This window comes from Streptomyces tanashiensis (assembly GCF_014648895.1).
GTDB classification, from domain to species: domain Bacteria; phylum Actinomycetota; class Actinomycetes; order Streptomycetales; family Streptomycetaceae; genus Streptomyces; species Streptomyces tanashiensis.
The window spans coordinates 570,333-596,469 of sequence record NZ_BMRZ01000001.1 but is presented as its reverse complement, the minus strand read 5'-3'; the positions used below and the strand labels follow the sequence as shown (position 1 = coordinate 596,469).

Sequence of the window (26,137 nt, the reverse complement as noted above, 5' to 3'; positions counted from 1 at the left end):
CTGTCTCCTGGGTGGGGAGTGTGGGGGAGTGCGACCAAGTCGTGCGGGTGTCCGGGCACATGGTCCGGCTATGTCATGGACGGGTCAAGGTGTGGAGTTCGGCCATAATGTCCCGCGTGGGGACCCTCATCGGTAGATACGTCATCGAGCACAAGCTAGGCGAAGGCGGCATGGGCACCGTCTATCTCGCCCGATCGCGCGGTGGGCGCGCCGTCGCCGTCAAGGTCGCCCGGCCGGAACTCGCCTCCGACCCGTCCTTCCGCGCCCGCTTCCGCGCCGAGGTCGCCGCGGCCCGGCAGGTCGGCGGTTTCCACACCGCGCAGGTCGTCGACGCCGACCCCGAGGCGGAGGCCCCCTGGCTGGCCACCGCCTACATCCCGGGACCCACCCTCTCCGGACTCCTCACCGCCCAGGGCCCCATGGGCGAGGAGCGGCTGCGCTCGCTCGGGGCCGCGCTCGCCGAGGCCCTGGAGGCGATCCACGCGTGCGGGCTCGTCCACCGCGACCTCAAGCCCGGCAACATCGTCATGGCCGCGGACGGGCCCCGCGTCCTCGACTTCGGGATCGCCCGCGCCCTGGAGTCGACCCGGCTCACCGCCACCGGCAACGCCTTCGGTACCCCCGGCTACCTCGCCCCCGAACAGGCCCTCGGCGAGGAGGTGACCGGTGCCGCCGACGTCTTCGCGCTCGGTGCCGTCCTCGTCGCCGCGGCCGGCGGGCGGCCCTTCGGGGAGGGGACCCCGATGGGGCTCATGTACCGGTCGGTGCACGAGGCCCCCGACCTCGCCTCCGTACCGGAGGCGCTGCGCGGAATCGTCGGGCGCTGCCTCGCCAAGGATCCCGCCGAACGGCCCACTCCGGACGCCCTCATGGACGAGCTGGCGGCGGGGGCGGCGTCTCCGGCGGTGTCACCCGTGCCCGCGCTGCCCGCGCCGGCGCCGCCGGCGGACCCCCGGGTGTCCGCCCCGGCGGCCGCGGTGGAGCCCGCCGACGCCGTGCCGTCGCCCGGCACCCCGCCGCAGGCGTGGCCGGCCGGTGTCCAGGACGCCGTACCCGCCTCCGTACCGGCGCCCGCCCCCGTACCGCATCCCGCCTACCTCCACGTGCCGCCGCCGCCCCTCGTCCCGCCGCCCCCGGCGCCGGACTTCACCGCCGCCGACCGGAACTCCGGCATCGCCGTCGACGGCGGCGGGGTGGCCCTGCACTTCTTCGGCGAGGAGGCCGACTTCCTCTGGAGCGAGATCGGGGCCGTACGGTACGAGCGCGTCCGGCGCGACCGGGTGCTGCGCGTCACCGTCACCCTCTACGACGGCTCGGCCTACGACTGCGAGGTCGACGGCCGCCGCCCCGCCCGGGTCGACGAGTGGATCCGGCTGCTCGACCCGGTGCTGCGCCACTACCTGCCCGCCTGAGGAGACGGCACAGCGCCGCCGGGGGAGCGGCGGCGCTGCGCTGTGATTCCGGGTCCGCTACGGCAGGTTGTGCACGTGCGGGCCCACCGCGTTCGACCAGGCGTTGCCGGCCGTCGCGTCCCAGTTGGTCGACCAGGTCATGGCGCCGCGCAGCGACGGCCAGGTCTGGGCCGGCTTGAAGGTGCCGCAGCCGGTGCCCTTGGTCAGGCAGTCGAGCGCGTTCTTCACGATCTGCGGGTCGACGTAGCCGCTGCCCGCGCCCCGCGTGGAGGCGGGGACGCCCAGACCGACCTGGGACGGGTCCAGGCCGCCCTGGAGCTGGATGCAGGCGAGCGCGGTGAGGAAGTCCACCGAGCCCTGGCTGTAGACCTTGCCGTCGCAGCCGAGCATCGAACCGCTGTTGTAGTACTGGGTGTTGATCACCGTGAGGATGTCCTTCACGGCGAGCGCGGTCTTGAAGTACTCCGAGCCCGTGTTCTGCATGTCGATGGTCTGCGGCGCCATCGTCAGGACCATGGAGGAGCCCGCCTTGGCGGAGAGCTGGCGGAGCGCCTTGGTGAGGTACGTGGCGTTGACGCCGTGCTCCAGGTCGATGTCGATCCCGTTGAAGCCGTACTCCTGCATCAGGGCGTACGCGCTGTCGGCGAAGGCGGTCGCGGTGGCGTCACTGTTGATGGTGACGTTGCCCTTCTCGCCGCCGACCGAGAGGATCACGGACTTGCCGGCCGCCTTCTTGGCCGCGACGTCGGCCTTGAAGTCGGCGGCCGAGGTGTAGCCGACGGCAGGGTCGAGGTTGAAGGTGATCTGGCCGGGCGTGGTCGTCGAGTCGGCGAACGAGACGGCGATGATGTCGTACGCGGCCTGGACGTCCCGCAGCTTCTGCTTGGCGGCGCCGTTGTCGAAGTTCTGCCAGTAGCCGGTGACGGCGTGCTTGGGCACGGCCGGGCCGGGGCCCGGGTCGGTGGCCTTGGCGGTGCGGGCCGACACGGCGGCGGACTTCGCGGACTCGCCCGCGGAGTTCGTCGCGGAGACCTGGAACTGGTAGGCGGTGTCGGCGGTGAGCCCGGTGACGGTGGTGGAGGTGCCGCTCACCGTCTGCGGGTTGGCGCCGTCCCGGTAGACCTTGTAGCCCGTGGCGCCGTTGACCGCGCCCCAGCTCAGGGCGACGGAGCCGGTGGTGACCGTGCCGGCGGCGAGGCCGGCCGGGGTGGACGGGACGACCGGGTCGGGGTCCTGGCCGCCGCCGCCGTCGGGCCCGAAGACGCTGACGTCGTCGACGGAGTACGGGGAGGTGCCGTACCAGCCGTGGGTGTAGATCTCGACCGAGGTGGTGCTCGCGCCGGTGGTGAAGGTGGTGGTGAGCTGCTTCCAGGAGGCGCTGTCGGGCGTCCAGGTGGAGACGGTGCCGGTGCCGGTCCCGGTGTTGTTGGCGCCGAGGTAGGCGTAGCCGCCCTGGACCCAGGCGCTCAGCGTGTACGTCGAGTTGGGCTTCACGGTCACGGTCTGCACGCACTTGGCGTTGTCGAGACCGGCCGGGGTGGCCCGGAGCGCGCCGGCCCCGGTGCGGACCGGCGAGGAGACGGCGGCGCCGCTGCCGGCGGAGCAGGACCAGTTGGCGAGGCCGTTCTCGAACCCGGCGTTCTTGGCGACGTTGACGTCCGCCGCCTGGGCGGTGCCGGCTCCGCCGACGAGGACGAGCCCCGAGCCGACGGCGAGCGCGAGGGCTCCGGCGAGCCGGCGCCGTCCGTGCGGGCGGGTGGTGGTGCGGTCCACGTGCGTCCTCCGGTGGGGGAGTTGGGGAGGTGGAGGTGCCGTACGTCGTCGTACGGAGGGGAGGTGCGGGGTAAGGGGGTACCGGCGGTGGCCACCGCTGTCGCAACAAGTTGGTCCAGACCAATCGCGTTGTCAATACCTCGGGCAGCGAACGGCGTTCGGCCGGAACGCGGCCTCCGAGGTCAGGGCCCGAGGTCAGGGCGCAAATTAGTGGGGGCAGCTTGGCGGATTGTCTGTTCACCACCCCGGGGGACGTGGATAAGGTGCAGAGGCGGCGGCACCCCGCGGTGACGCCACGAACGCGGTAAGTGATCCGCGGCCCCCGGGGCACCGGAGGCCGGAGGGGACGGGGGGTCCGACGTGCCGACAGCGATCGCCGTCATCGGCGCCGACCTGGTGCTGCCGCCGGCCGACCCCGGGACCCCGCAGGCCGCCGTCCTCCCGCCCCCCGGGACCCGCCCGCTCGACGCCTCCCTCGCGGACATGCAGCAACTCCTCGCCCGGTACGGACACGTGGTCGTCGTCTGCCCCACCGCCGCACCGGCCGCCGTCGAGCACCGCCTGCGCGCCGTCCGCGCCCTCCTGGAGAGCGACCGCATCGCCCTGGTCAGGACCGACCTGCCACCCCTCGGAGCGGCCGTCCTCGTCCGCCAGCTGCGGCAGCTCGCCGGCTGCGACTTCAGCCCCGGAGTCCTCGCCTCCGCCGCCCGGCTGCTCGCCCACTACATCTACGCCGGCGCCGTCCTCGGCTCCGTGTCCCGGCTCGACCGCGTCCCCGTCGGCCTCGGCTCCCACCTCAAGGGCTGGCTCCCCGGCGCCCACTTCGCCGTCCTCGCCGGACCCACCCCGCAGATCGTGCGGCTCGGCTCCGGCTCCGGCGGGGAGGCCCTCGCCGGACCGGAGTTCGCCACCGAACTCCTCCTCGCCCGGGGCCAGCTCCAGACCGACTGGCCCACCACCACCCTCGTACCCCGGTGGCGCATCCCCGGACCCGTGCACGAGGTGCCGCTGCCCGCGTCCTCACCCGGCTGGTGGGGCACCGGGAAGCTCGTCGAGTTCGCCGCCTACCTGCCCGACCTGCACGTCCTCCACCAGCTCGTCTCCTCCGTACGGCGCGAGACCTGCCACTGGTGCCGGATGGAGCTCATCGGCGACCGCTGCGGCTTCTGCGCCGCACCGCTGCCCCCGGCCGCCCCACCGCCGCCCGACCCCGGCACCCGCGCCCTCGGGCCGGGTCCGCGGGCCGGGGGACACGGCCCCGGAGCCGCCGGACCGCCCGGCGCACACGCCCTCGGACCGGGCGCCGGCGGTGCGGCCGGTGCGCGCGCCCTCGGGCCCGGTGCCGGTCCGGCCCGCGCCGCACTGCCGTGAGCGGACCCGCGCGCCCCCGACCCCGCCACCGCCCCACGTCTCCGACCGAGGAAATACGGCCATGAACTCCCGCCAGCGCCGCGGCGTGATCCTGCTGCTGCTCTCCGTCCTGTGCGCCCTCGGCGCCTTCGCCGGCGTCCTCGCCGTCATCAGCGACGTGAACTCCAAGGTCGGTCCGGAGACCACGGCGTACCGGCTCAAGGAGGACGTGCACCCCTACACGCCCCTGAGCGCGGGCACGTTCGAGAAGATCTCCATGCCCAGGCGCTGGCTCTCCCCGACCGCCGTCACCGACCTCCGCCAGATCGAGGGCAGGATCGCCGTCACCGAGCTCAAGGAGGGCTCCCTCCTCCAGACCGACATGATCGTCGAACGGCCCCAGCTCAGGCCGGGGGAGCAGGAGATCGCGATCATGGTCGACGCCGCCACCGGCGTCGCCGGAAAGATCAACGCGGGCGCCACCGTCAACATCTACGCGACCTTCGCCGGCGAGAAGAAGGGCGACCCCGACCAGTCCCGGATGATCGTCGCCGGAGCCCGCGTCCTCGACGTCGGCCAGCTCACCCCGGTCTCCGCCCGCTCCGACCGCGCCGACAGGGCCACCTCCACGGTCCCCATCACCTTCGCGCTCTCCACCCTCGACACCCAGCGCGTCGCGTACGCCGAGTCCTTCGCCGAGCACGTACGCCTCGCCCTCGTCGCCCCGTCCACGGCCGGCTCCCCGGCCGACAAGGGCGACCGCACCTACACGCTCGACAAGGACAAGTGAGGCCGGTATGACCACCAGGATCCTGCCGGCCGTCGGCGACCCCGACGCGGCCCGGTCCGTCAGCACGCTGCTCAGCCAGCTCCCCGACGCCGAACCCGCCCAGCCGGTCACCGACTCCACCCAGCTCGTCGACACCCTCGCGCGCCTCGCCGCCGCCTCCCTCGACGAACTCCCCGAGGTCGTCCTCGTCCACGAACGGATCGGGCCCGTCCCCGCCCTCGAACTCGTCCGCGAGGTCGCCCTCCGCTTCCCGGCCGTCGGCGTCGTCCTCATCACCGCCGACGCCAGCCCCGTGCTCTTCTCCGCCGCCATGGACTCCGGCGCCCGGGGCCTCGTCACCCTCCCCCTCGGCTACGAGGAACTCGCCAGCCGCGTCCAGGCCGCCGCCCAGTGGTCCCTGGGCGTCCGCCGCCACCTCGGCGGGGGCGCCGAACGGATCACCGGACCCGGCGGCACCGTCGTCACCGTCAGCGGAGCCAAGGGCGGCGTCGGCGCCACCGTCACCGCCGTCCACCTCGCCCTCGCCGCCCGCGCCTCCGGACGCAGCGTCGCCCTCGTCGACATGGACCTCCAGAGCGGCGACATCGCCTCCTACCTCGACGTCCAGTTCCGCCGCTCCGTCGCCGACCTCGCCACCATCGCCGACATCTCCCCCCGCGTCCTCCAGGACGCCGTCTACGTCCACGAGACCGGACTCTCGCTGCTGCTCGCCCCGGCCGAGGGCGAGCGCGGCGAAGAGGTCACCGACCGCGCCGCCCGCCAGGTCGTCAGCGCCCTGCGCGGCCGGCACGAGGTCGTCGTCCTCGACTGCGGATCCCGGCTCGACAGCGCCAACGCCGCCGCCATCGAGATGGCCGACACCGCCCTCCTCGTCACCACCCCGGACGTGGTCGCGGTCCGGGCCGCCAAACGGACCGTCCGCATGTGGGAACGGCTCCAGGTCCGCAAGGCCGAGGAGACCGTCACCCTCGTCAACCGCCACCACCGCTCCACCGAGATCCAGCCGCCCCTCGTCCAGAAGATCACCGGCACCCGGGTGGCGGGCGTCGCCGTCCCCGCCCAATTCAAGGAACTCCAGGCCGTCGTGGACGCCGGCCGGCTCCACGAACTCGACGCCAAGTCCACCGTCAAGCAGGCCCTGTGGACCCTCGCCGGCGAACTGGGCCTGGTCCAGGCGGCCGGACAGCCCGGCAAGGAGCTCGCCCGCGCGGGGGACAGGGGCTCCCTCGGGCTGCGCCGCCGCACCGGAGGACGCTGAACGATGCGGGCGGCGCACCGGGACGACGACAGGGGGCAGGTGGCGGTGGAGTTCCTCGGCATGGTGCCGCTGATCCTGCTCACCCTCGCCCTGCTCTGGCAGGTCGTCCTGGTCGGCTACACGTACACGCTGGCGGGGAACGCGGCGGACGAGGCGGCGCGGGCGTATGCCGTCGGCGATGACTGCGGCGAGGCGGCGAAGCGGCACCTGGACGGGGCCTGGGCGAGCGGCGCGCGTCCCAGCTGTTCGACGGACGGGGGCCTGGTCACGGCCGTCGTCGAGATCCAGGTGCCCGTCCTGGTCCCGGGCTTCGGCGGACTGTTCCCGGTGGTGGGCAGGGCGGGCGCGGTGTCGGAGGAGAGGCTGCCATGAGCGCCCCCAGGGCACAGGCCCCCCGCGACCGCGGCCAGGCAGCCATCGAGTACCTCGGATTCCTCCCCATCCTGCTCCTCGTCGGCCTCGCCGGGCTCCAGCTCGGCATCGCCGCGTACGCCGCACAGCAGGCGGGCACGGCGGCCCGCGCCGCCGCCCGCGCGGCGAGCAGTGACGACGAGGACACGCCCGACCCCGAGACGGCCGCCGACGCGGCCGTCAGTGGCTGGATCGCGGACCGCTCCACCGTCACCTCCGGCGGGGGAGACGGGGAGGCCGTCTACACCGTCACGGTCACCATCCCCTCCGTCGTGCCCTTCTGGGACGGATTCGGCTCCGTCACGAAGACCGCCACCATGCCGATGCCCGACGAGGAGGACCTGCCATGAGCCTGCGCGCCCGGATCAACGCCCCCGAGGAGAGCGGTGCCGCGGCCGCCCGGGAGGACGGGCACCTCGTCGCAGCCTTCCGGGCCAAGCTCCTGGAGGAGATCGACCTCACCGAGATGTCCGCGCTCGCGGCGGCCGAGCGGCGCGCCCGCCTGGAGCGCGTCCTCGGCCACATCATCAGCCGCGAGGGCCCGGTCCTCTCCACGGCCGAACGGGCCCAGCTGATCCGCCGGGTCGTCGACGAGGCCCTCGGGCTCGGCGTCCTCGAACCGCTCCTCGAAGACGCCTCCATCACGGAGATCATGGTCAACGGCCCCGACCAGATCTTCATCGAGCGCGGCGGCCGGGTCGAACTGCTCCCGCTCCGCTTCGCCTCCCACGAGCAGCTGATGCAGACCATCGAGCGGATCGTCTCCACCGTCAACCGGCGCGTCGACGAGTCGAACCCCATGGTCGACGCCCGGCTCCCCTCCGGCGAGCGCGTCAACGTCATCATCCCGCCGCTCTCCCTCACCGGCGCGACCCTCACCATCCGCCGCTTCCCCCGCGCGTACACGCTCCACGAGATGATCGGCCTCGGCTCGCTCGACGAGCAGATGCTGCTCCTGCTCTCCGGACTCGTGCAGGCCAAGTTCAATCTGATCGTCTCCGGCGCCACCGGCACCGGGAAGACGACCCTCCTCAACGCCCTCTCCGGCCTCGTCCCGGACGGCGAGCGGATCATCACCATCGAGGACTCGGCCGAACTCCAGCTCCAGCAGTCCCATGTGATCCGCCTGGAGGCGCGCCCGCCGAACATCGAGGGCCGCGGGGCCATCTCCATCCGCGACCTCGTCCGCAACTCCCTGCGCATGCGCCCCGACCGGATCATCGTCGGCGAGGTCCGCGGCGGCGAGACCCTCGACATGCTCCAGGCGATGTCCACCGGCCACGACGGCTCGCTCGCCACCGTCCACGCGAACTCCGCCGAGGACGCCCTGATGCGGCTCCAGACGCTCGCGTCGATGTCCGAGGTCAAGGTGCCGTTCGAGGCGCTCCGCGACCAGATCAACAGCGCGGTCGACGTCCTCGTCCAGCTGACCCGGCACCCCGACGGGACCCGCCGCATCACCGAGATCTCCGTCCTCGCCTCGCACGGCCGGGAACGCTTCCTGCTCGCCACGGTCTGCCGCTTCCAGGCCCAGCCGGTCGCGGCCGACGGGCGGGTGTACGGACGGTTCACGTACCACCCGCTGCCCCGGCGCGTCGCCGAACGCCTCTACCTGGCGGGCCAGCCCATCCCCCAGGCCTTCGGCGTGGCCGCGACCGACGCCCACCTGACCACCCGAGAGGCGGAGTGATGACCGACGCCCGTCTCGCCACCGGAGGCACCGCGATGACCGACCCCACCTGGCGCCCCGAGGCGGAGCGATGACCGACCCGTTCTGGCTCACGGCCGGTGCGGCACTGCTCGCCTGCGTCCTGGGCGTCGTCGGCGTCCAGCTGTACGCGAGCGGGGCCCGCCGTCACGCGGCCCTCGTCGCGCGCCTCGACGAGAGCGGTGAACCGGCGGCCGTGGCGGGCCGCCGCAGGCGGCGCTTCCGTGGCGTCGACCGGCGCGTACGGAAGACCGCGCTCGGCCGGAAGCTGGAGCTGCGGATCGCGGCGACCGGACTCGACGTCACACCGGGCGAGTTCACCATGGCCCTCGCGGCGACGGTGACGGTCCTGTGGATCGTGGGGCAGTCGGTGCTGTCCCCGTTCTTCGGCCCGATATGCGGACTCCTGGGCATCTGGGTCGCGATGGGCTTCCTCAGCTGGCAGCGCCAGAAGCGCATCGAGAAGTTCATCAACCAACTCCCCGAGCTCTCCCGCATCCTGGCCAACGCCACCCAGGCCGGACTCGCCCTCCGGATGGCCCTCAGCCTGGCCGCCGACGAGCTGGAGGCGCCCGCGGGCGACGAACTGGAGAAGGTCGCCCAGCAGTTGGCCGTCGGCACGTCCCTCGACGACGCCCTCGGAGAACTCGCCGAACGCCTCCCCTCGCGTGAGCTCGTCGTCCTCGTCACCACCCTCGTCCTCGCCAACCGGGCCGGCGGCACCGTCGTCTCCTCCCTGCGCAACCTCACGGAGACGCTGGAGGAGCGCAAGGAGACCCGGCGCGAGGTCCGCACCCAGCTCTCCCAGGTCAGCATGACCGCGTACTCCGTGCCGGTCATCGGCGTCGGCTCCCTCCTGCTCATCGACAACATGCAACCGGGGGCCCTCGACCGGATGACCGGCTCGGGGATCGGACAGTTCGCCGTCGTCACGGCGTTCGCCCTGTACGTGGTCGGCTTCGCCGTCATCCGCCGCTTCTCGAAGATCGACGTGTAGGGACCGCCGCCGTGGACCTCCTCCTCGCCCTCCTGGCCGGACTCGCCGTCGTCGGCATCAGCTACGGACTGCGCCTCTACCGCGCCGACGCCAAGCTCCCCGACGACCTCAGGCTCGCCCTGGAGGTCGGCTCCACCCGTACCGGAGCCGTCGACTCGGCCGTCGACCGCCTGGGCATGCGCTGGTCGCCGGCCGTGCTCCGCCTGATGGGCCCCAAGCGCGTCAGCGCCGTACGCCGCCGGATCGACCTCGCGGGGAACCCCGGCGGCCTCACCATCGACCGGTACGGGGCGAGGCGGGCGGTCTACGGCTTCCTCGGCGGCCTCGGCGGCCTGGTGATGCTCAGCAAGGGCTCGTACGTGACGGCCCTGCTGCTCCTGGCCTTCGGCGCGTTCTGGACGGAGGTCGGGATCTGGTCGGCGGTCCGCATCCGCAAGGACCAGATCGAACGGACCCTCCCGGACTTCCTCGACGTCCTCGCGGTCGTCGTCTCGGCAGGCCTCGGCTTCCGGCAGGCGCTGGAACGGGTCGCCGAGAAGTACGAGGGGCCGTGGGCGGACGAACTCCGTATCACACTGCGGCAGATGGACATGGGCGTGAGCCGCCGCCAGGCCTTCGACGAACTGCGGCGCCGGAACGACTCGGAACAGGTGGCCCAGTTCGTGACCGCGCTCCAGCAGGGGGAGGAGCTGGGCGCCCCGATCGTCGACACGCTGATCCAGATCGCCAACGACATGCGCCGCACCGACGCGCAGAACGCCCGCCGCAAGGCGGCGAAGGCGGTCCCCAAAGCCACGATGGTGATCACGACGCTGATGGTCCCGGCGACGATGATCCTGCTGGGCGCGGGCCTGTTCCTGGGCACGGGGACGGACTTCGGGTCGGTGACGGGGGAGTGAGCGGCTGACGCGGTGCGGTGACATATTCCGGGGAAAGGTCTTCGCGGGTGCAACCCGATGTGCCAGAGTGCGGACAGAGTGTGAGGGGGGTGGGAATGATGGACCGGATCGCCGCGACCTGCGTCATCGGGCCCACCCGATGAACGGGCCCTGTCCGCCGACCCGCCCGTCGGCGTACCGTGCCCATGCGCAGGCGTCTGAACGCGGAGGGGACCACGATGAACGACGCGATGCTGAAGGCCCTGACCAAGGCACGTGTGCAGCTCGCCGGTTGGACGGAACGACGGGCGAGGGACCGCGGTCAGACGGCGGTGGAGTATCTGGGGATCATTGTGGTGGTGGTGGCGATCGTCATCGCGATCACCGGTACGGACATCGGGAAATCGATCAAGGATGCCATCACACAGAAGATCGCGGACCTGACCGGCGGCGAGTAGCCGCGCACGGTTCTGGTCGTGATGGCGGGCAGGCTTTTCCTGTCTACATCGCGGTTATTGCAGGGCTCCTGTTTCTGGCGTTCGCCTACTTCTTGGTGGGGCAGGCCGCTTTGACGCGAAACAGCGCGCAGACCGCCGCGGACGCGGCAGCCCTCGCTGCTGCTCAGGACGCCCGGGATCAGCTGCGTGACGGCTGGATCGACGTGATTCTCGATCCGAAGCAGTGGGATGGGTTCCTCGAGGGCGGGTCCTACGACGAAGGCTCCGCGTGCCAGCAGGCAGCGGAGTTCGCGGCCCGGAACGAGGCGGCGCTCGAATCATGCGGGCCTCTCGCCATCGGTGAGCATGGTTTCAAGGTGACCGTGCAAACGACAGGCCAGGAGTCGAGTCAGGCCAAGGCGTCTGCTGAGGCTGTTGTCGAACCGCGTTGCCGTTTCTACCCGCCGGAACCCCCTCCGGATCCCCCCGAGAACACACCGGGTCCGACGCCGACGGGCCCGGATGAGGGTGGCGAAGAGCCGGACGACGAGGACCCCGTGGTGGAGCTCCTATGCGACGGCAAGTCGTGGGTGATCGACCCGGACAGCCCGAGCCTCCCCGGAGCCGCAGATCTCTTCAGAGTCCGACTGTCGGACTGACCCGCGACGAGCAAAGGAAGCACGCTTCATGAACGCGCGCTACGCAAGGAAGACCCGCAGTGGGGTGGTCGCCGTCGCGATCACGTCCGTGGCACTCTTCGTGGCCGGGTGCGGTGGCGAGGAGAAGCCGAGCGAGAACAAGCCCACCTCTACGAGTGCCGCTCCCCAGCAGGGCGCATCGGCCACCCAGGGCTCACAGGGGCCTGAGGAGCCTGCCGAGACGTTGGCTCTCGTGCGGGGCCAGAAGGGGCTGGAATTCGCCATCACCTCTGTCGAGCGCGATGCGGGTGGATTCCTGACCATCAAGGGGCAGTTGAAGAACAGCTCGGACTCGGCCGCTGCCATCTCGTCCCAGACGAGCGGGGACGAGACGGAAGTCATGAAGCATGGCAGCTCATTCGGCGGCGCCACCCTTGTGGACGCGGTGGGGAAGAAGCGCTACTACGTGCTGCGCGACACCGACGGTCGGCCGTTGACCACGACGGGGCTCAGCGTTCTGAAGCCGAAGGCGACTGCGGCCGTCTTCATGCAATTCCCCGCACCCCCCGCCTCCACCACAGAAGTCTCCTTCCAGCTCCCCACCTTCGAACCCGCCACCCTCAAGCTCTCCTGAGGCGACGCCATGACGACGACCACACACCGCCGCCTCGCCGCCCTCGTCCTCGTTTCCGTCGCGCTCTGGCCGGTCGCCGTGCCCGTCGCGTACGCCGACGATCCGCCCGGTGCCGCCGGCAGCTCCTCGCCCGCGCCCGTCATCGACGCGAACTCGCCCGGGCTGATGCTGCCCGACGGTGCCACCCTCGCTCCCGCCAAGGTGCTCGACATCAAGCAGATCGTCGAGGAGGAGGGCGGGCAGCAGCGGCGCCAGGACACCAACGTGGACGTGACGTTCGCGCTGCAGGCCGAGGTGCTGTTCCCGAAGAACAGCGCCAAGCTCACGCCCGCCGCCACCGCCCGTATCGCCGCCATCGCCGCCGAGATCGACAAGATGGGTTCCGGGCGGGTCCGGGTCTTCGGGTTCACCGACAACCTGGGGACGTACGAGCACGGGCTCAAGCTGTCGAAGGAGCGGGCCGTGGCCGTGCAGCAGGTGCTCGCCCGCGCCCTCGACCCCGGCACGACCTTCGACATCCGCGGGTACAGCGAGGACTACCCGATCGCCGACAACCGCACCGAGGAGGGGCGCAAGAAGAACCGGCGCGTCGAGATCTCCTTCCCCCGGACCTCGTCGGCCCCCGCGCCCTAAGCCGGCAGGGAGGCCGCCGCCGACAGAGACGTCAGCGCCGCCCGGATCGTCGCCGTCATGCGGTCCGGGCGGTGGAAGACCTCCCGTGCCGTGAAGCGCAGGACGCGGTGGACCTCCGGGCAGGACTGGAGCGCGTTGAAGCGGGCGACGTCCCGTTCGTGTGCCCGGCGGGTGCCGTGGAAGGCGTATCCCTCCACCTCGACCGCCAGGCCCGCCGCGCGGAAGAGGAAGTCGGGGCGCAGGGGCCGGCCGTCCCCCGTGCGGAGGGTCGGCTGGCATTCGGGGGTCAGGTCCGCGTCGCCCATCCTCAGCCGGGCCACCGTCTCCGCCGGGGAGCCCGAGGCCGGTTCGGCCAGCCGCAGCCAGGTGCGGGCGCGGGCCGCGCCCCGGCGGGGTGCGGCGAGTTCGGCGGCGAGCTCCTCGTACCGGACGAGCGCCTCGCGCCGTACGCCTGAGACGGCACGGCGCGCCAGTGCGGAGTCCGCGACGACGACGGCCTCCTCCCGGGTCGCGGAGGCCCGTATCAGATCGCCCACCGTTCGCGCCGGGGTCGTCGTCCGCAGCCCCCGCCGGAGCGACCGGTCCCGGTCCGCGAGGAAGAGGGTGGCGTGGATGCGGATCCCGGCGCCGCGCGCCGATCTGCCGGGGGGCGGTGCCGTGAAGTCGAGGTGCTCCGGGGCCGGCTCCCCGCCCAGTACCTCGATGCGGTGCAGTCGCGCCGCGGTGCCGTGGCTGCACACCAGCTCCGGGCGCAGGAGCTGGAGGGCCGTCGCCCTCAGCCGCCAGTCCACCTCTCTCCCGGGGGCGGCCCACGCGCCCCGGCAGATCCGCTGCCAGCCGTCGCGGCGCAGCCGTCCGGCCAGCCGGCCCGGCGGCCAGCCCGCCGCGACCGCCCAGACCGTCAGGAGGACCCCGCCCCTGGCGAGGATCGCCAACTCGTACATACGCCCAACGATCCACGGAAGAGGGACACTTCGCACCCCCTGTGGAAAACCCGGCGAAAGACGTCGCCAGGAAAGCGTAAATACGGCGGGACATCCCCGTTCGGCGGGAGCATTCTGGACAGATGACGGCGAGCCCGAACCTCACTTCCAGCGTCCAGTTGGTCAGTGATCTCGTCACCCGGATCCCCGAGTTCCGGGGTGTGTACGAGACCCATGTCTTCCATCAGGGCGGTGTCCTGCCGCACGTCTTCTTCTGGGACGTCGTCCAGGACACCGTCCGTTCCTTCCTCGCCGAGGTCTCCGCGGAGGCCTCCGGCGAGGTCCCCGTCGCCGACTGGCGCCGCACGCTCGCGTTCCTGGAGGAGCAGAGCGCGCGCGGGGTCCTCGGCATCGACGAGGTCATCGTGACCTCCTTCCTCGGCGACCTGCCCTCGCCGCAGGAGCCCGGGCACGCGATCGTGGAGCAGCTCGGTCCCGTCATGGCGGCGAAGTTCGTCCGGATAAGGCCCCTCGGCTGAGCGGAACGGGCCCCCGGGATAATCGGGCGCATGCCCCTGCCCCGACCCGGCCGGCCCGACCGTGCCACCCTCGCCGCCCTCGGCGGCTATGCCGCCACCCGTCTCGTCGGGCTCGTCGTGCTCGCGATCGCGGCCGGCGTGACCGGGAAGGACGGGCTGCACCGGCTCAAGGGGCGGTGGGACTCCGTCTGGTACGTGCGGATCGCCGAGCACGGGTACGGGTACCAGGTCACCCTGCCGAAGGGTGACGTCCACTCCGATCTGGCCTTCTTCCCGCTCCTCCCGGCTCTGGAGCGTGGTCTCTCCGCCGTCCTTCCCCTGGACGCGGCGACCGCCGGGCTCCTCGTCTCCTGGACCGCGGGGCTCGCGGCCGCCTGGGGGATCGCCCGGTGCGGCACGCACGCGTTCGGGCCCCGCGCCGGTGTCCTGCTCGCCGTCCTCTGGGGCGTGTACCCCACCGCGTTCGTCCAGTCGATGGCGTACACGGAGACGCTGTTCACGGCCCTGGCCGCCTGGTCGCTGTACGCGGTGCTGCGCGGGCGCTGGATCCTGGCCGGCGTGCTGTGCGCGGTCGCCGGGCTCACCCGGCCGACGGCCGCCGCGCTGATCGCCGCCCTCGGCGTCACGGCCCTCGTCGCCCTCGTACGGGAGCGGCGGCTGCCCGCGCGGACGGTGGCCGGGGTGCTGATCGCTCCGCTGGGCTGGCTCGCGTACGTCGCCTATGTCGGGGTCCGGGAGGGGAGCCCGACCGCCTACTTCGACGTCCAGGCGGCCTGGGGCAACTCCATCGACGGCGGTGTCGCCCTGGCACGGTTCATCGTGGGCCTGCCGTGGCCCGCGTCCCTCGGCCTGTGCGCGGCGCTCGCGCTCCTCGGCTGGCTCCTCGCGCTGTGCGTCCGCCAGGGGCAGCCGCTGCCGCTGCTCGTGTACACGATCGGCGTCGTGTTCGTCTCGCTCGTCGGCGCCGCCTACTTCGGTTCCCGGCCGCGCCTGATGATGCCCGCGTTCGGGTTGCTGCTCCCGCCCGCCGTGGCCCTCGCGCGCGTGCGGACCCGCACCGCCGTGCCCGTCCTCGCCGGGCTGGCCCTCGCGTCCGGCGTCTACGGGGCGTTCACGCTTCTCGGCTCGGGTCCGCCGTGACCTCTCCGCGGGACACGCGCACGCGTACGCCCGGTGCCAGCCCCCATCGGGCCATCGCGCCCGCCTCCGCCTCCAGGACGTGCCGGCCGCGCGGCCTGATCATGCCGAGCCGCCCGGGGCGCATCGTGACCACGGACCGGACCGTGAACGAGCCGTCCAGATGGGCCACGTCGATCGCGAACCGCATGCCGAAGGTGTGCACGCTGTTCGTCCGGACGATCAGCAGCGCCCCCGCGATCCCGTCCCGGCCGAGCAGCCCCCGCCGCCGGGCCCGGTAGGAGGCCGCCACCTCCAGCGGGATCTCCAGGGCGGCCACCGCCAGCGTCCCCGTCCCGTCCACCCATTTCCCCATGCGGCAGACCGTAGCGGTACGGGCGCCTAGGGTCTCGTCCGTGTACGTCACGCTGATCGCCGTCGCCGCCCTGTGGGGGGCCGCCGTCGGGCTGCTCGTGCCCCGGGCCGCGTACCGGCTCTCCGTGGAGCCGGAGGACCCGTGGCGGGACCGCTGTCCCGCCGGGCACGTCCTGGCCGGGCCCGGGCGCGGCTGGCTCGGCGGGCCCGGGCGGGTGGCCTGCGCGACCACCGCGAGCCCGCTCCTCGCCCCGCTGCTCACCGCCCTGGCCTGTGCCGTGCTCGCCGCCGTCACGGGCGGTCCCCGGCCGGAGCTCGTGGTCTGGCTTATCGCCGCGCCCTTCGCCGTCCTCCTCGGCTGTGTGGACGCGCGCGTGCACCGGCTTCCGGACGTCCTGACCCTGCCGCTCGCCGCCGCCGTCCCGCTGCTCCTCGGCGGCGCCGAACTGCTCCCGTACGACGCCGGATCCTGGATCCACGCGCTGCTGGGCGGGCTCGTCCTCGGCGGCGCCTATCTGGTGCTCCACGCCATCAGCCCGAGCCAGCTCGGCCTCGGCGACGTGAAGCTGGCGGTCCCGCTGGGCGCCGCCCTCGGCTGGTACGGCTGGGGGGTGCTCTTCGCCGGGTCCTTCGCGGGCTTCCTCCTCGGCGCGGTGTACGGGCTCGGCCTCGTCCTGCTGCGGCGGGCGGGCCGTTCCTCGGCGATCCCCTTCGGCCCCTTCATGCTCGCCGGCGGCCTGCTCGGCCTCCTCCTCGGCGCGTTCACGGCCCAGGCCTGAAACCTGCCCCCGCCCGGCGGGACGGCATCACGCCGCTGCGCCGGCGGTCCGGCGGCCGACCTGCGGAAGGCGGCTCGGCCGGGGCCCGTGCGGGCTCCGTCGCGTCAACGCCGCGCCCCCGGGATCCGGTCCCTCTTCGGAGGGACGGAACCCCGCCGCCACGCCGGGGCGCAAACCCGCCACAGGGCCCCGGAGCCCTTGTGCCGCTTGGGATCCGGCGGATCCGGCGCGGTTCGTTCAGCGCACGTGGCGCGCAAGACGACTATCGAAGGGTTATGGTGGAAACCCCCCCTCGGGCCGGTCCGTATCCCCCCCACGGACCGGCCCGTTTTTCTTGTCCTGGTTCCCCTCCGGGAGCGTCAGCCCCGGCCGGCCCAGATGTTCGTCCCGGCGGTGTCCACGGCGAACGAGTCGATCTCCTTGAGCTCCTCGTCCGTCAGCGGCGCGCCCGCGAGCGCGGCCACGTTCTCCTCCAGCTGGGCGACGCTGGACGCGCCGATCAGCGCCGAGGTCATCCGCTCGTCCCGCAGCACCCACGACAGCGCCAGCTGGGCGAGGGACTGCCCGCGCCGCCCGGCGATGTCCGCGAGGCCGCGCAGGCGCCGCAGCACCTCGTCGGAGAGCAGGTTCGGGTCGAGGGACTTGCCCTGGGTGGCCCGCGAGCCCTCCGGGATGCCCTTCAGGTACTTGTTGGTGAGCAGCCCCTGCGCGAGCGGGACGAAGGAGATGCAGCCCATGCCGGCCGCCTCCAGGGTGTCGAGGAGGCCGTCCTCCTCGGTCCACCGGTTGATCATGGAGTACGAGGGCTGGTGGATGAGGGGACGGACGCCCATCTCCTGGAGGATCCGCGCGGCCTCGGCGGTCTGCTCGCTGTTGTACGAGGAGACGCCGACGTAGAGCGCCTTGCCCTGCTGGACGGCGGAGGCCAGGGCCCCCATCGTCTCCTCCAGCGGGGTGTGCGGGTCGAAGCGGTGCGAGTAGAAGATGTCGACGTAGTCGAGGCCCATCCGCTTCAGGGAGGCGTCGAGCGAGGACATCAGGTACTTGCGGGAGCCCCACTCGCCGTACGGCCCGGGGTGCATCTCGTAGCCGGCCTTGGTCGAGATGATCAGCTCGTCGCGGTAGGGCGCGAAGTCCTGGGCGAAGAGCTTGCCGAAGTTGAGCTCGGCGGAGCCGGGCGGCGGCCCGTAGTTGTTCGCCAGGTCGAAGTGGGTGACGCCGAGGTCGAAGGCGCGGCGCAGGATCGCGCGCTGGGTGTCGAGGGCCTTGTCGTCGCCGAAGTTGTGCCAGAGGCCGAGGGAGATCGCCGGGAGCTTGAGGCCGCTGCGGCCGGTGCGGCGGTACTCCATGGCTTCGTAGCGGTCCGCGGAGGCGCGGTACAGGGGGGAATCAGTCACGTATCTCTGCTTATCACGGACTTGTGACAGTCCCGGGCTGGGAGCCCGTCGCCCGTGCGCAGTAATGTGGCGGCTTCGGGGGCCGACACTGCATGGAGGGGTAAAGAACAGTGAACCTGCGCGACCTGGTGTACGGGCTCTACGCACGCCGGGTGGAAGGCCGCCTCGACCATACCCAGGTGCCCAAGCACATCGGGGTCATCCTCGACGGGAACCGTCGCTGGGCCAAGGCGTCCGGCGGGACCCCCGAGCAGGGACACAAGGCCGGCGCGGACAAGATCCAGGAGCTGCTCGGCTGGTGCGCCGAGACGGACGTCGAGGTCGTCACGCTCTGGATGCTCTCCACGGACAACCTGAACCGCCCCGAGGAACAGCTCGTCCCGCTGCTCGGCATCATCGAGAACGCGGTGCGCGCGCTGGCCGCCGACGGCCGGTGGCGGGTCCACCACGTCGGCACGATGGACCTGCTGCCCGCCCGTACCCAGACGGTGCTGAAGGAGGCCGAGCAGGCCACCCACGGCAACACGGGGATACTCGTGAACGTCGCCGTCGGCTACGGAGGCCGCCAGGAGATCGCGGACGCGGTCCGCTCGCTGCTCCTGGAGCACGCGGAGCGGGGGACGAGCTTCGAGGAGCTCGCCGAGATCGTCGACGTCGAGCACATCTCGGAGCACCTGTACACGCGTGGCCAGCCCGACCCGGACCTGGTGATCCGGACCAGCGGCGAGCAGCGTCTGTCCGGGTTCATGCTGTGGCAGAGCGCCCACTCCGAGTACTACTTCTGCGAGGTCCACTGGCCGGCCTTCCGGAAGGTCGACTTCCTGCGGGCGCTGCGCGACTACGCGGCCCGGCACCGGCGCTACGGCACCTGATCGTCCACGGACCTCCCCACCGGACATTCCCGGTCGGAACCGATCACCTCGTGTTCATGAACACGTCGTCATATGCCATGGCATGGCAGAGGGTGTTCGAGGGCATATCCCTGGTGAAGTGAGCGGCACGGAGACCGCCACCCGGGAGGCCCCTTGCACCAGGACGACCGTGCGGGACACGTACGGAAGAAGCGGAGGGCCGAGCTTCGGCCCGCGCATCGCGGCCTGAGCCCGGTCCCATTCCGCAGCGACACCGGTTCCGTCGCACCCCGACCTCACAGGGGTCTTCCGAGGGGGTCTGTCCTTCCGTGGTGACCAGCACGAAGCGCCGCCTTTCCGACCGGCGCACCTATGTTCTCGACACCAGCGTCCTGCTGGCCGACCCCAACGCCGTCTCGCGCTTCGAGGAGCACGAGGTCGTGCTCCCGATCGTCGTCGTGACGGAGCTGGAGGCCAAGCGGCACCATCCCGAACTCGGCTACTTCGCCCGGCAGGCCCTGCGCCTGCTCGACGACTTCCGGGTCCGGTACGGACGCCTCGACGCCCCCCTCCCCGTCGGGGAGCTGGGCGGCACCCTGCGTGTCGAACTCAACCATTCCGACCCCGGCGTCCTGCCCGCCGGCTACAGGTTGGGGGACAACGACTCACGGATCCTCGCCGTCGCGCGCAACCTCCAGGCCGAGGGGTACGACGTCACGGTCGTCTCCAAGGACCTGCCGCTGCGCATCAAGGCCTCCTCGGTCGGTCTCCTCGCCGAGGAGTACCGCGCCGAGCTCGCCATCACGGACGCCAACGGCTGGACCGGGATGTCCGAGCTCGCGCTCTCCGGCGAGCAGGTGGACCTGCTCTTCGAGCAGAGCACGCTGTACGTCCCGGAGGCCGCCGAGCTCCCGGTCCACACGGGCCTGGTGCTCCAGTCCGAGCGCGGCAAGGCGCTCGGCCGGGTCACCCCCGAGGGGAACGTACGGCTGGTCAGGGGCGACCGGGAGGCCTTCGGGCTGCACGGCCGCAGCGCCGAGCAGCGGATCGCGCTCGATCTGCTCCTCGACCCGGACGTCGGCATCATCTCCATGGGCGGCCGGGCCGGCACCGGCAAGTCCGCCCTGGCCCTCTGCGCGGGCCTGGAGGCGGTCCTGGAGCGCCGGCAGCACCAGAAGGTGATGGTCTTCCGTCCGCTCTACGCGGTCGGCGGCCAGGAGCTCGGGTACCTGCCGGGCAGCGAGTCCGAGAAGATGAGCCCGTGGGCGCAGGCGGTGTTCGACACGCTGTCCTCGGTCGCGAGCCGCGAGGTCATCGAGGAGGTGCTCGGGCGCGGGATGCTGGAGGTCCTGCCGCTCACCCACATCCGGGGCCGCTCCCTCCACGACGCCTTCGTCATCGTGGACGAGGCCCAGTCCCTGGAGCGGAACGTCCTGTTGACCGTTCTGTCCCGAATCGGGGCGAATTCGCGGGTCGTGCTGACCCATGACGTCGCCCAGCGCGACAACCTCAGGGTCGGGCGGTACGACGGAGTCGTCGCCGTGGTCGAGAAACTGAAGGGGCATCCGCTCTTCGCCCACGTCACGCTCACCCGCTCCGAGCGCTCGCAGATCGCCGCGCTCGTGACGGAGATGCTGGAGGACGGCCAGATCTGACCGATTCGTACCCGTCCGTACGGGTAAGGCAGTTGGCGCCGCCCGGCAAAGCCCAGGAGCTTAGCCGGGCGGCGCCCTGCTGTCCCCTGTATCCGTCAAAACACCTGCGCCTGCCGAGGTGTGAGCTTTCACACGCAACACGGAATTGCCTTGCGGCGTCGCCGTCCGGCAGAGTCTTGCTTCCGTCAGGCCCCGCATACGGCACACGTGCACCCTCAGGGGTGCGCACAAGCACCACACAACTCCACAGCCGTCGACCGTATGCCGCCCACAGCACCACGGGCCCGTGTCTTCTGTGACCCCGTATGTCGGAGACCAGTGCCAGGGGCAAGATTTCGCCCGCGTGGTCACCTGTGCGGACGTGCTGGAAGGAAACCGTGTGAGCCGGATCTCGGTCCGGGGATTCGCGGTGGCTTCGGCCACTGCGGTCACCACCGTCGGCGCTGTCGTGGGTGTTGCCTCGGGCAACGCCGCCCAGGCCTCGGACGACAACTTCGAAGCCACCGCGGCCGACACGACGCTGCTCGCGGACATCCCCGCGGGGCAGCAGGCCCAGGTACAGGTCTCGTCCCTCTCGGAGCAGGCCGACGTCCAGGCCGCCGCGGCCGACTCGGCCGCGAAGAAGTCCGCGGAGGAAGCGGCCCGCATCCGCGCCGCCAAGGACGCCGAGGCGAAGAAGAAGGCCGCCGACAAGGTCGCCGCCGAGGAGAAGGCCGAGAAGGAGCGCAAGGAGGCCGAGGAGCGCGCCAACCGCTCCGCCGTCCGCGACGCGTCGACCTTCGCCGCGCAGGGCTCCTACAGCATCGCCGAGGTCAAGGCGATGGCCCGGCAGATGATGCCGTCCGACCAGTTCTCGTGCTTCAGCAACATCGTGGACCACGAGTCCGGCTGGAACTACCGCGCGACCAACCCGTCCTCGGGTGCCTACGGTCTCGTGCAGGCGCTCCCGGGCTACAAGATGGCCTCGGCCGGCGCCGACTGGCAGACCAACCCCGCCACCCAGATCAAGTGGGGCCTCAACTACATGGACAGCCGCTACGGCAGCCCGTGTGGCGCCTGGTCGTTCTGGCAGGCCAACCGCTGGTACTAGAGCCACGTGCTCAACCTTCAGGAGCCCCTCGCCGTCCTACGGTGGGGGGCCTCTTGCGTGTAGGTTCGCGAGGAGGAATGAGCGGGGGGAAGAGGGAAGAGATGTCCGGAGTGCCAGGATGGCTGGGCCGGCTGGGCGCGAGCCTGAGCCGCATCGGTGAACGCCTCGACGAGCGCCGGGCCGAGGCGGAACGGGAAGATCCGCTCGGTCCGCCGTACGGGAGTCCCCCCGACGTCCCGCACGAGGCCCTGCCCGCGCCCGGCCCCGTACGGCCCGACGTCGACCCCGACACCGCCGCACCGCTCCCGGAGACCGAGGACCCCGCGCCGGACAGCACCCCCGCCGAGCCAGGCCGCTCCGTCCCCGCGCCGCCCTCGTACGCGCCGGCCGTCGCCGCCCGCCCCGACCCCGTCGCCGCCATCCCCTGGGGCATGCGCGTGGCCGCCGAGGCCAGTTGGCGGCTGCTCGTCTTCGCCGGCACCGTCTGGGTGCTGATGAAGGTGATCAGCTCCGTGCAGCTGGTCGTCCTCGCCTTCGTCGCCGCGCTCCTCGTCACGGCCCTGCTCCAGCCCACCGTGGCCATGCTGCGCCGCAAGGGCCTGCCCCGCGGGCTCGCCACGGCCGTCACCGCCGTCTCCGGCTTCGTCGTCATGGGCCTGGTCGGCTGGTTCGTGGTCTGGCAGGTCATGGACAACATCGACAACCTGTCCGACCAGGTCAAGAACGGCATCGAGGAGCTCAAGCGAGGGCTCCTCAACAGCCCCTTCCACGTCACCGAGCAGCAGATCAACGGCATCGCCAAGAACCTCAGCGACTCCGTCGGCGCCAACGCCGAGCAGATCACCCAGGTCGGACTCCAGGGGGTCACCGTCGTCGTCGAGGCGATGACCGGCATCCTGCTCGCCATGTTCTCCACGCTCTTCCTGCTCTACGACGGGAAGAAGGTCTGGGAGTGGACGCTCAAGCTGGTGCCCGCCCAGGCCCGGCCGGGCGTCGCCGGCGCCGGCCCGCGCGCCTGGCGCACCCTCACCGCCTATGTGCGCGGCACGGTGCTCGTCGCCCTCATCGACGCCGTCTTCATCGGCCTCGGACTCTGGTTCCTCGACGTGCCGATGGCGGTGCCGCTGGCCGTCTTCATCTTCCTGTTCGCCTTCATCCCGCTGGTCGGCGCGGTCATCTCCGGCGCCCTCGCGGTCGTCGTCGCCCTCGTCACCAACGGCCTGTTCACCGCGCTGATGGTGCTCGTCGTCGTCCTCGCCGTGCAGCAGATCGAGGGCCACGTCCTCCAGCCCTTCATCCTCGGCCGGGCGGTCCGGGTCCACCCGCTCGCCGTCGTCCTCGCCGTCGCGGCCGGCGGCCTGACCGCCGGCATCGGCGGCGCCGTCGTCGCCGTCCCGCTGGTCGCCGTCGCCAACACGGTGGTCGGCTACCTGCGCGCGTACAGCACCGAGCAGGCCCTCCGCAGCACCCCGGAGCCGCGCGGGGCGACGGCCTTCGCCGTGGCACCGGTCCCGGCACCGGGGGCCGTCCACGGGGAGGGCAAGTGATATCGGAGCCGGAGCTCGTGGGCGGCGTGGAGTTCGACGCCCCGGAGGTGCTCACCGAGGCCCCGCCGCCGCGCCCGCCCCGGGCCCGCCGCCCCTGGCTGTGGGCGCTCGGCGGCGCGGTGCTCGCCTCGGCGGTGTGGGGCGGCGGGCTCTACGCGTACGGGCAGAAGAAGGAACCGGGCCCCGACCTCGGCGGGTACAGCACGGACGTGAAGCTCTGCGAGGCGGCGAAGCTGAAGGCGCTCGGCGGGATCCTCGGCAAGCGGAGCGCCGACGGCGACGGGCCCGAGATGAACGAGCCGGCCGTGTACGAGACGTCGTGCTCGATGGTCTTCGGCGATCCGGACGCCGGATACAGCGCGAGCGTCACGTACACCCTGCACAAGGTGATGGACCCCGGCCACGAGTTCGCGGCGCGGGCGAAGTACTACGACCTCGGCACGCGGATCGACGGCCTCGGGGAGGAGGCCTTCTTCGACGACAACGGCGGCGAGGGCGGGGAGCTCCGGGTCCTCGACGGCCAGGTCGAGATCGCGCTGAGCATCTACCGGCAGTACAGCACCGACGCGGACGGGAAGCCGCTCGGCGAGGCGAAGGAGGTCGACCTCTCCGGGATCGACGTCCCGATGACCGAGGACATGCTGTCCCTCATGGCGGTGCTCAGGAAATGACGGAAGGGCCCCGGGGCGGGAAGCCCCGGGGCCCTTCTCGTACGGTGACGCCCTACTCGGCGAGGACCGCTTCGGCGTCGAGGGTGACGCCGACCGCCTGGATCACCGCGGCGATCTTCACGGCCTCCTGGATCGTGGCGCGGTCGACACCGGCCTGGCGCAGGACCTGCTCGTGCGAGTCGAGGCACTGGCCGCAGCCGTTGATCGCGGAGACGGCCAGCGACCACAGCTCGAAGTCGACCTTCTCGACGCCCGGGTTGCCGATGACGTTCATCCGCAGGCCGGCGCGCATCGTCCCGTACTCGGGGTCCGACAGCAGGTGCCGGGTCCGGTAGAAGACGTTGTTCATCGCCATGATCGCGGCGGCGGACTTGGCGGCCTGGTACGCCTCGGGCTTCAGGTTGGCCTGGGCCTCGGGCTCCAGCTCCTTGAGCACCTTCGGCGAGCGCGAGGCGATCGCGCAGGCGAGGACGGTGCCCCACAGCTGCTGCTGCGGGAGGTCGCTGTTGCCGATGACCGAACCGAGGTTCAGCTTCAGGTCCTTGGCGAAGTCCGGTATGGCGGACTTCAGTTCGTCGAGAGCCATGTCAGGTCGCCCTTACTCGCCCGCGAGGAGCGCGGCGGCGTCGAGGGTGTTCTCGCCCTTGTTCCAGTTGCACGGGCACAGCTCGTCGGTCTGCAGGGCGTCGAGGACCCGCAGGACCTCCTTGGGGTTACGGCCGACGGAGCCGGCGGTCACCATGACGAACTGGATCTCGTTGTTCGGGTCCACGATGAAGACCGCGCGCTGGGCGAAGCCGTCCTCGCCGCGGACGCCGCAGTCGCTCATGAGCTCGTGCTTCGAGTCGGCCAGCATCGGGAAGGGCAGGTCACGCAGGTCGGCGTGGTCCTTGCGCCAGGCGTGGTGGACGAACTCGGAGTCACCGGAGACGCCGAGGATCTGGGCGTCACGGTCGGCGAACTCGTCGTTCAGCTTGCCGAACGCGGCGATCTCGGTCGGGCAGACGAAGGTGAAGTCCTTCGGCCAGAAGAACACCACGCGCCACTTGCCCTCGTAGGCCTTGTGGTCGATCTGCTCGAACTCCTTGCCGCTCTCCAGCGACACGCAGGCGGTCAGGTCGTAGGTGGGGAACTTGTCACCGACAGTGAGCACGCGCTCTCCTTGCAGGCAGGAAGGGTCCCTTTTGAGGTCTTCCGTGGGGGTTGGACGGCTCACAGCATGGCACGGAGTGCATTGATCAGTGAAATAGCTAGAGTGGGTCGTGTTGATCGAAGGTGGTTATCAGTGGCATCCCCGTACAGCACGACGCACGGCCCGCACCGAGGCAAGCAGCCGAGCCTCTCCCAGCTCAGAGCCTTTGTGGCGGTCGCCGAGCATCTGCACTTCCGCGACGCGGCGGCGGCCATCGGCATGAGCCAGCCCGCCCTCTCGGGCGCGGTTTCGGCTCTCGAAGAGGCACTCGGTGTCCAGCTCCTCGAGCGTACGACGCGGAAGGTGCTGCTCTCGCCCGCGGGGGAGCGGCTCGCCACCCGCGCGCGGGCGGTCCTCGATGCGGTGGCGGAGCTGATGGAGGAGGCGGAGGCGGCCCAGGCCCCCTTCACCGGCGTCCTCCGGCTCGGCGTGATCCCCACCGTGGCGCCCTACCTGCTGCCCACCGTCCTGCGGCTGGTCCACCGGCGCTACCCCGAGCTCGACCTCCAGGTCCACGAGGAGCAGACCTCCTCGCTCCTGGAGGGGCTCACCGCAGGACGGCTCGACCTGCTGCTCCTCGCGGTACCGCTCGGCGTGCCCGGGGTCACCGAACTCCCCCTCTTCGACGAGGACTTCGTCCTGGTCGCCCCGGAGGGACACCCGCTGGCCGGGCGGGACGACATCCCGCGCGAGGCCCTCAAGGAGCTCCGGCTGCTGCTCCTCGACGAAGGGCACTGCCTCCGCGACCAGGCCCTCGACATCTGCCGGGAGGCCGGGCGCACCGACGGCGCCGAGGTCACCACCACCGCCGCCGGGCTCGCCACGCTGGTCCAGCTCGTCGCCGGAGGCCTCGGGGTGACCCTGCTGCCGCGCACCGCCGTGACCGTCGAGACCGCCCGGAACACCGCCCTGTGGACCGGGCGGTTCGCCGAGCCGGCACCCTCGCGGCGGATCGCCCTCGCGATGCGGACGGGCGCGGCCCGGCACGCCGAGTTCGAGGAGCTGGCGGAGGCGCTGCGCGAGGCGATGGAGGAGCTTCCGGTACGGATACCGGCCTGACCTCGTACGGGAGGGGCGCCGGTT

28 protein-coding genes are annotated in these 26,137 nt (G+C 71.9%); 22 read left to right on the top strand and 6 right to left on the bottom strand.

Going from position 1 to position 26,137, the window contains the following annotated elements:
- Window positions 1–170 precede the first annotated feature (170 nt).
- Window positions 171–1,412, top strand: coding sequence for a serine/threonine-protein kinase (locus IE237_RS02645; RefSeq protein WP_229842281.1), 1,242 nt, complete (start codon window positions 171–173; stop codon window positions 1,410–1,412).
- A 57-nt stretch (window positions 1,413–1,469) separates the two neighbouring features.
- On the opposite strand, the gene IE237_RS02640 is transcribed toward IE237_RS02645, so the two are convergent.
- Window positions 1,470–3,185 (bottom strand): chitinase, encoded by a 1,716-nt coding sequence (locus IE237_RS02640; RefSeq protein WP_189800138.1) that lies wholly within the window; start codon window positions 3,183–3,185, stop codon window positions 1,470–1,472.
- Window positions 3,186–3,545: 360 nt separating this feature from the next.
- On the opposite strand from IE237_RS02640, the gene IE237_RS02635 reads away from it, so the two are divergent.
- From IE237_RS02635 to IE237_RS02580, 12 genes are all read left to right on the top strand, one after another.
- The gene (locus tag IE237_RS02635) at window positions 3,546–4,556 is read left to right on the top strand and encodes a hypothetical protein (protein WP_189800137.1); all 1,011 of its coding nucleotides are present in this window, start codon (window positions 3,546–3,548) and stop codon (window positions 4,554–4,556) included.
- 61 nt (window positions 4,557–4,617) lie between these two features.
- Window positions 4,618–5,325 (top strand): Flp pilus assembly protein CpaB, encoded by a 708-nt coding sequence (gene cpaB / locus IE237_RS02630; protein ID WP_189800136.1) that lies wholly within the window; start codon window positions 4,618–4,620, stop codon window positions 5,323–5,325.
- 7 nt (window positions 5,326–5,332) lie between these two features.
- On the top strand, window positions 5,333–6,583 hold the full coding sequence (locus IE237_RS02625) for a CpaE/TadZ family protein (protein ID WP_189800135.1): 1,251 nt from the start codon (window positions 5,333–5,335) through the stop codon (window positions 6,581–6,583).
- A gap of 3 nt (window positions 6,584–6,586) precedes the next feature.
- A complete protein-coding gene (locus IE237_RS02620) occupies window positions 6,587–6,955 on the top strand; it encodes a TadE/TadG family type IV pilus assembly protein (RefSeq protein WP_189800134.1) in 369 nt (122 codons plus the stop codon).
- Window positions 6,952–7,344, top strand: coding sequence for a TadE/TadG family type IV pilus assembly protein (locus tag IE237_RS02615; protein WP_189800133.1), 393 nt, complete (start codon window positions 6,952–6,954; stop codon window positions 7,342–7,344). Before IE237_RS02620 ends, IE237_RS02615 begins: the two co-directional genes overlap by 4 nt.
- Window positions 7,341–8,684, top strand: a complete 1,344-nt coding sequence (locus IE237_RS02610) for a TadA family conjugal transfer-associated ATPase (RefSeq protein ID WP_189800132.1) — start codon at window positions 7,341–7,343, stop codon at window positions 8,682–8,684. The genes IE237_RS02615 and IE237_RS02610 overlap by 4 nt, the downstream gene beginning before the upstream one ends.
- A gap of 70 nt (window positions 8,685–8,754) precedes the next feature.
- Entirely contained in the window at window positions 8,755–9,699 is a 945-nt protein-coding gene (locus IE237_RS02605; RefSeq protein WP_189800131.1) for a type II secretion system F family protein, read from the top strand.
- A gap of 11 nt (window positions 9,700–9,710) precedes the next feature.
- Entirely contained in the window at window positions 9,711–10,598 is an 888-nt protein-coding gene (locus IE237_RS02600) for a DUF5936 domain-containing protein (protein WP_189800130.1), read from the top strand.
- A gap of 218 nt (window positions 10,599–10,816) precedes the next feature.
- Window positions 10,817–11,035, top strand: a complete 219-nt coding sequence (locus tag IE237_RS02595) for a Flp family type IVb pilin (protein ID WP_229842202.1) — start codon at window positions 10,817–10,819, stop codon at window positions 11,033–11,035.
- Complete coding sequence (locus IE237_RS02590; protein ID WP_189800659.1) at window positions 10,981–11,673, top strand: pilus assembly protein TadG-related protein; 693 nt, start codon at window positions 10,981–10,983, stop codon at window positions 11,671–11,673. Before IE237_RS02595 ends, IE237_RS02590 begins: the two co-directional genes overlap by 55 nt.
- 28 nt (window positions 11,674–11,701) lie before the next feature.
- On the top strand, window positions 11,702–12,286 hold the full coding sequence (locus tag IE237_RS02585) for a hypothetical protein (RefSeq protein WP_189800129.1): 585 nt from the start codon (window positions 11,702–11,704) through the stop codon (window positions 12,284–12,286).
- A gap of 9 nt (window positions 12,287–12,295) precedes the next feature.
- The gene (locus IE237_RS02580) at window positions 12,296–12,919 is read left to right on the top strand and encodes an OmpA family protein (protein WP_189800128.1); all 624 of its coding nucleotides are present in this window, start codon (window positions 12,296–12,298) and stop codon (window positions 12,917–12,919) included.
- On the opposite strand, the gene IE237_RS02575 is transcribed toward IE237_RS02580, so the two are convergent.
- Window positions 12,916–13,863, bottom strand: a complete 948-nt coding sequence (locus tag IE237_RS02575; RefSeq protein WP_189800127.1) for a hypothetical protein — start codon at window positions 13,861–13,863, stop codon at window positions 12,916–12,918. The two genes, IE237_RS02580 and IE237_RS02575, sit on opposite strands and share 4 nt — an antisense overlap.
- A gap of 122 nt (window positions 13,864–13,985) precedes the next feature.
- Here IE237_RS02575 and IE237_RS02570 point away from each other — a divergent pair, with 122 nt between their 5' ends.
- The gene (locus IE237_RS02570; protein ID WP_189800126.1) at window positions 13,986–14,381 is read left to right on the top strand and encodes a hypothetical protein; all 396 of its coding nucleotides are present in this window, start codon (window positions 13,986–13,988) and stop codon (window positions 14,379–14,381) included.
- A 30-nt stretch (window positions 14,382–14,411) separates the two neighbouring features.
- Window positions 14,412–15,521 carry a putative hexosyltransferase gene (locus IE237_RS02565; RefSeq protein WP_189800125.1) on the top strand — a complete coding sequence of 370 codons (1,110 nt, stop codon included), beginning with the start codon at window positions 14,412–14,414 and terminating at the stop codon, window positions 15,519–15,521.
- Here the strand turns inward: IE237_RS02565 and IE237_RS02560 are convergent.
- The gene (locus tag IE237_RS02560) at window positions 15,493–15,873 is read right to left on the bottom strand and encodes a DUF192 domain-containing protein (RefSeq protein ID WP_189800124.1); all 381 of its coding nucleotides are present in this window, start codon (window positions 15,871–15,873) and stop codon (window positions 15,493–15,495) included. The genes IE237_RS02565 and IE237_RS02560 overlap by 29 nt on opposite strands.
- A 40-nt stretch (window positions 15,874–15,913) precedes the next feature.
- Here IE237_RS02560 and IE237_RS02555 point away from each other — a divergent pair, with 40 nt between their 5' ends.
- A complete protein-coding gene (locus IE237_RS02555) occupies window positions 15,914–16,651 on the top strand; it encodes a prepilin peptidase (RefSeq protein WP_189800123.1) in 738 nt (245 codons plus the stop codon).
- Between the two features lie 359 nt (window positions 16,652–17,010).
- Here IE237_RS02555 and mgrA read toward each other — a convergent pair whose 3' ends face one another.
- Window positions 17,011–18,048 carry an L-glyceraldehyde 3-phosphate reductase gene (mgrA, locus tag IE237_RS02550; protein ID WP_189800122.1) on the bottom strand — a complete coding sequence of 346 codons (1,038 nt, stop codon included), beginning with the start codon at window positions 18,046–18,048 and terminating at the stop codon, window positions 17,011–17,013.
- A 110-nt stretch (window positions 18,049–18,158) separates the two neighbouring features.
- Here mgrA and IE237_RS02545 point away from each other — a divergent pair, with 110 nt between their 5' ends.
- The 5 genes from IE237_RS02545 (at window position 18,159) to IE237_RS02525 (ending at window position 23,862) form a co-directional block, all read left to right on the top strand.
- A complete protein-coding gene (locus tag IE237_RS02545) occupies window positions 18,159–18,920 on the top strand; it encodes an isoprenyl transferase (protein WP_189800121.1) in 762 nt (253 codons plus the stop codon).
- Between the two features lie 308 nt (window positions 18,921–19,228).
- Window positions 19,229–20,554 (top strand): RNA 5'-3' helicase PhoH2, encoded by a 1,326-nt coding sequence (gene phoH2, locus IE237_RS02540; protein WP_189800120.1) that lies wholly within the window; start codon window positions 19,229–19,231, stop codon window positions 20,552–20,554.
- 379 nt (window positions 20,555–20,933) lie between these two features.
- Window positions 20,934–21,644: an aggregation-promoting factor C-terminal-like domain-containing protein gene (locus tag IE237_RS02535; protein ID WP_189800119.1), complete on the top strand. Its 711-nt coding sequence runs from the start codon at window positions 20,934–20,936 to the stop codon at window positions 21,642–21,644.
- Between the two features lie 101 nt (window positions 21,645–21,745).
- The gene (locus IE237_RS02530) at window positions 21,746–23,191 is read left to right on the top strand and encodes an AI-2E family transporter (protein WP_189800118.1); all 1,446 of its coding nucleotides are present in this window, start codon (window positions 21,746–21,748) and stop codon (window positions 23,189–23,191) included.
- Window positions 23,188–23,862 carry a hypothetical protein gene (locus tag IE237_RS02525; RefSeq protein ID WP_189800117.1) on the top strand — a complete coding sequence of 225 codons (675 nt, stop codon included), beginning with the start codon at window positions 23,188–23,190 and terminating at the stop codon, window positions 23,860–23,862. The genes IE237_RS02530 and IE237_RS02525 overlap by 4 nt, the downstream gene beginning before the upstream one ends.
- Before the next feature lie 52 nt (window positions 23,863–23,914).
- Here IE237_RS02525 and IE237_RS02520 read toward each other — a convergent pair whose 3' ends face one another.
- Window positions 23,915–24,448 (bottom strand): alkyl hydroperoxide reductase, encoded by a 534-nt coding sequence (locus IE237_RS02520; protein WP_030222466.1) that lies wholly within the window; start codon window positions 24,446–24,448, stop codon window positions 23,915–23,917.
- Window positions 24,449–24,460: 12 nt separating this feature from the next.
- Window positions 24,461–25,015 (bottom strand): peroxiredoxin, encoded by a 555-nt coding sequence (locus IE237_RS02515; RefSeq protein ID WP_189800116.1) that lies wholly within the window; start codon window positions 25,013–25,015, stop codon window positions 24,461–24,463.
- 132 nt (window positions 25,016–25,147) lie between these two features.
- Here IE237_RS02515 and IE237_RS02510 point away from each other — a divergent pair, with 132 nt between their 5' ends.
- Window positions 25,148–26,113: a LysR substrate-binding domain-containing protein gene (locus tag IE237_RS02510; protein WP_189800115.1), complete on the top strand. Its 966-nt coding sequence runs from the start codon at window positions 25,148–25,150 to the stop codon at window positions 26,111–26,113.
- Window positions 26,114–26,137 lie beyond the last annotated feature (24 nt).

Coding starts and splice junctions, on each gene's coding strand:
- IE237_RS02645 (WP_229842281.1), top strand. CDS start 171: ATGGGCACCGTCTATCTCGCCCGATCGCGCGGTGGGCGCGCCGTCGCC.
- cpaB (WP_189800136.1), top strand. CDS start 4,618: ATGAACTCCCGCCAGCGCCGCGGCGTGATCCTGCTGCTGCTCTCCGTC.
- IE237_RS02625 (WP_189800135.1), top strand. CDS start 5,333: ATGACCACCAGGATCCTGCCGGCCGTCGGCGACCCCGACGCGGCCCGG.
- IE237_RS02620 (WP_189800134.1), top strand. CDS start 6,587: ATGCGGGCGGCGCACCGGGACGACGACAGGGGGCAGGTGGCGGTGGAG.
- IE237_RS02615 (WP_189800133.1), top strand. CDS start 6,952: ATGAGCGCCCCCAGGGCACAGGCCCCCCGCGACCGCGGCCAGGCAGCC.
- IE237_RS02610 (WP_189800132.1), top strand. CDS start 7,341: ATGAGCCTGCGCGCCCGGATCAACGCCCCCGAGGAGAGCGGTGCCGCG.
- IE237_RS02605 (WP_189800131.1), top strand. CDS start 8,755: ATGACCGACCCGTTCTGGCTCACGGCCGGTGCGGCACTGCTCGCCTGC.
- IE237_RS02595 (WP_229842202.1), top strand. CDS start 10,817: ATGAACGACGCGATGCTGAAGGCCCTGACCAAGGCACGTGTGCAGCTC.
- IE237_RS02585 (WP_189800129.1), top strand. CDS start 11,702: ATGAACGCGCGCTACGCAAGGAAGACCCGCAGTGGGGTGGTCGCCGTC.
- IE237_RS02580 (WP_189800128.1), top strand. CDS start 12,296: ATGACGACGACCACACACCGCCGCCTCGCCGCCCTCGTCCTCGTTTCC.
- IE237_RS02575 (WP_189800127.1), bottom strand. CDS start 13,863: ATGTACGAGTTGGCGATCCTCGCCAGGGGCGGGGTCCTCCTGACGGTC.
- IE237_RS02570 (WP_189800126.1), top strand. CDS start 13,986: ATGACGGCGAGCCCGAACCTCACTTCCAGCGTCCAGTTGGTCAGTGAT.
- IE237_RS02565 (WP_189800125.1), top strand. CDS start 14,412: ATGCCCCTGCCCCGACCCGGCCGGCCCGACCGTGCCACCCTCGCCGCC.
- IE237_RS02560 (WP_189800124.1), bottom strand. CDS start 15,873: ATGGGGAAATGGGTGGACGGGACGGGGACGCTGGCGGTGGCCGCCCTG.
- IE237_RS02530 (WP_189800118.1), top strand. CDS start 21,746: ATGTCCGGAGTGCCAGGATGGCTGGGCCGGCTGGGCGCGAGCCTGAGC.
- IE237_RS02520 (WP_030222466.1), bottom strand. CDS start 24,448: ATGGCTCTCGACGAACTGAAGTCCGCCATACCGGACTTCGCCAAGGAC.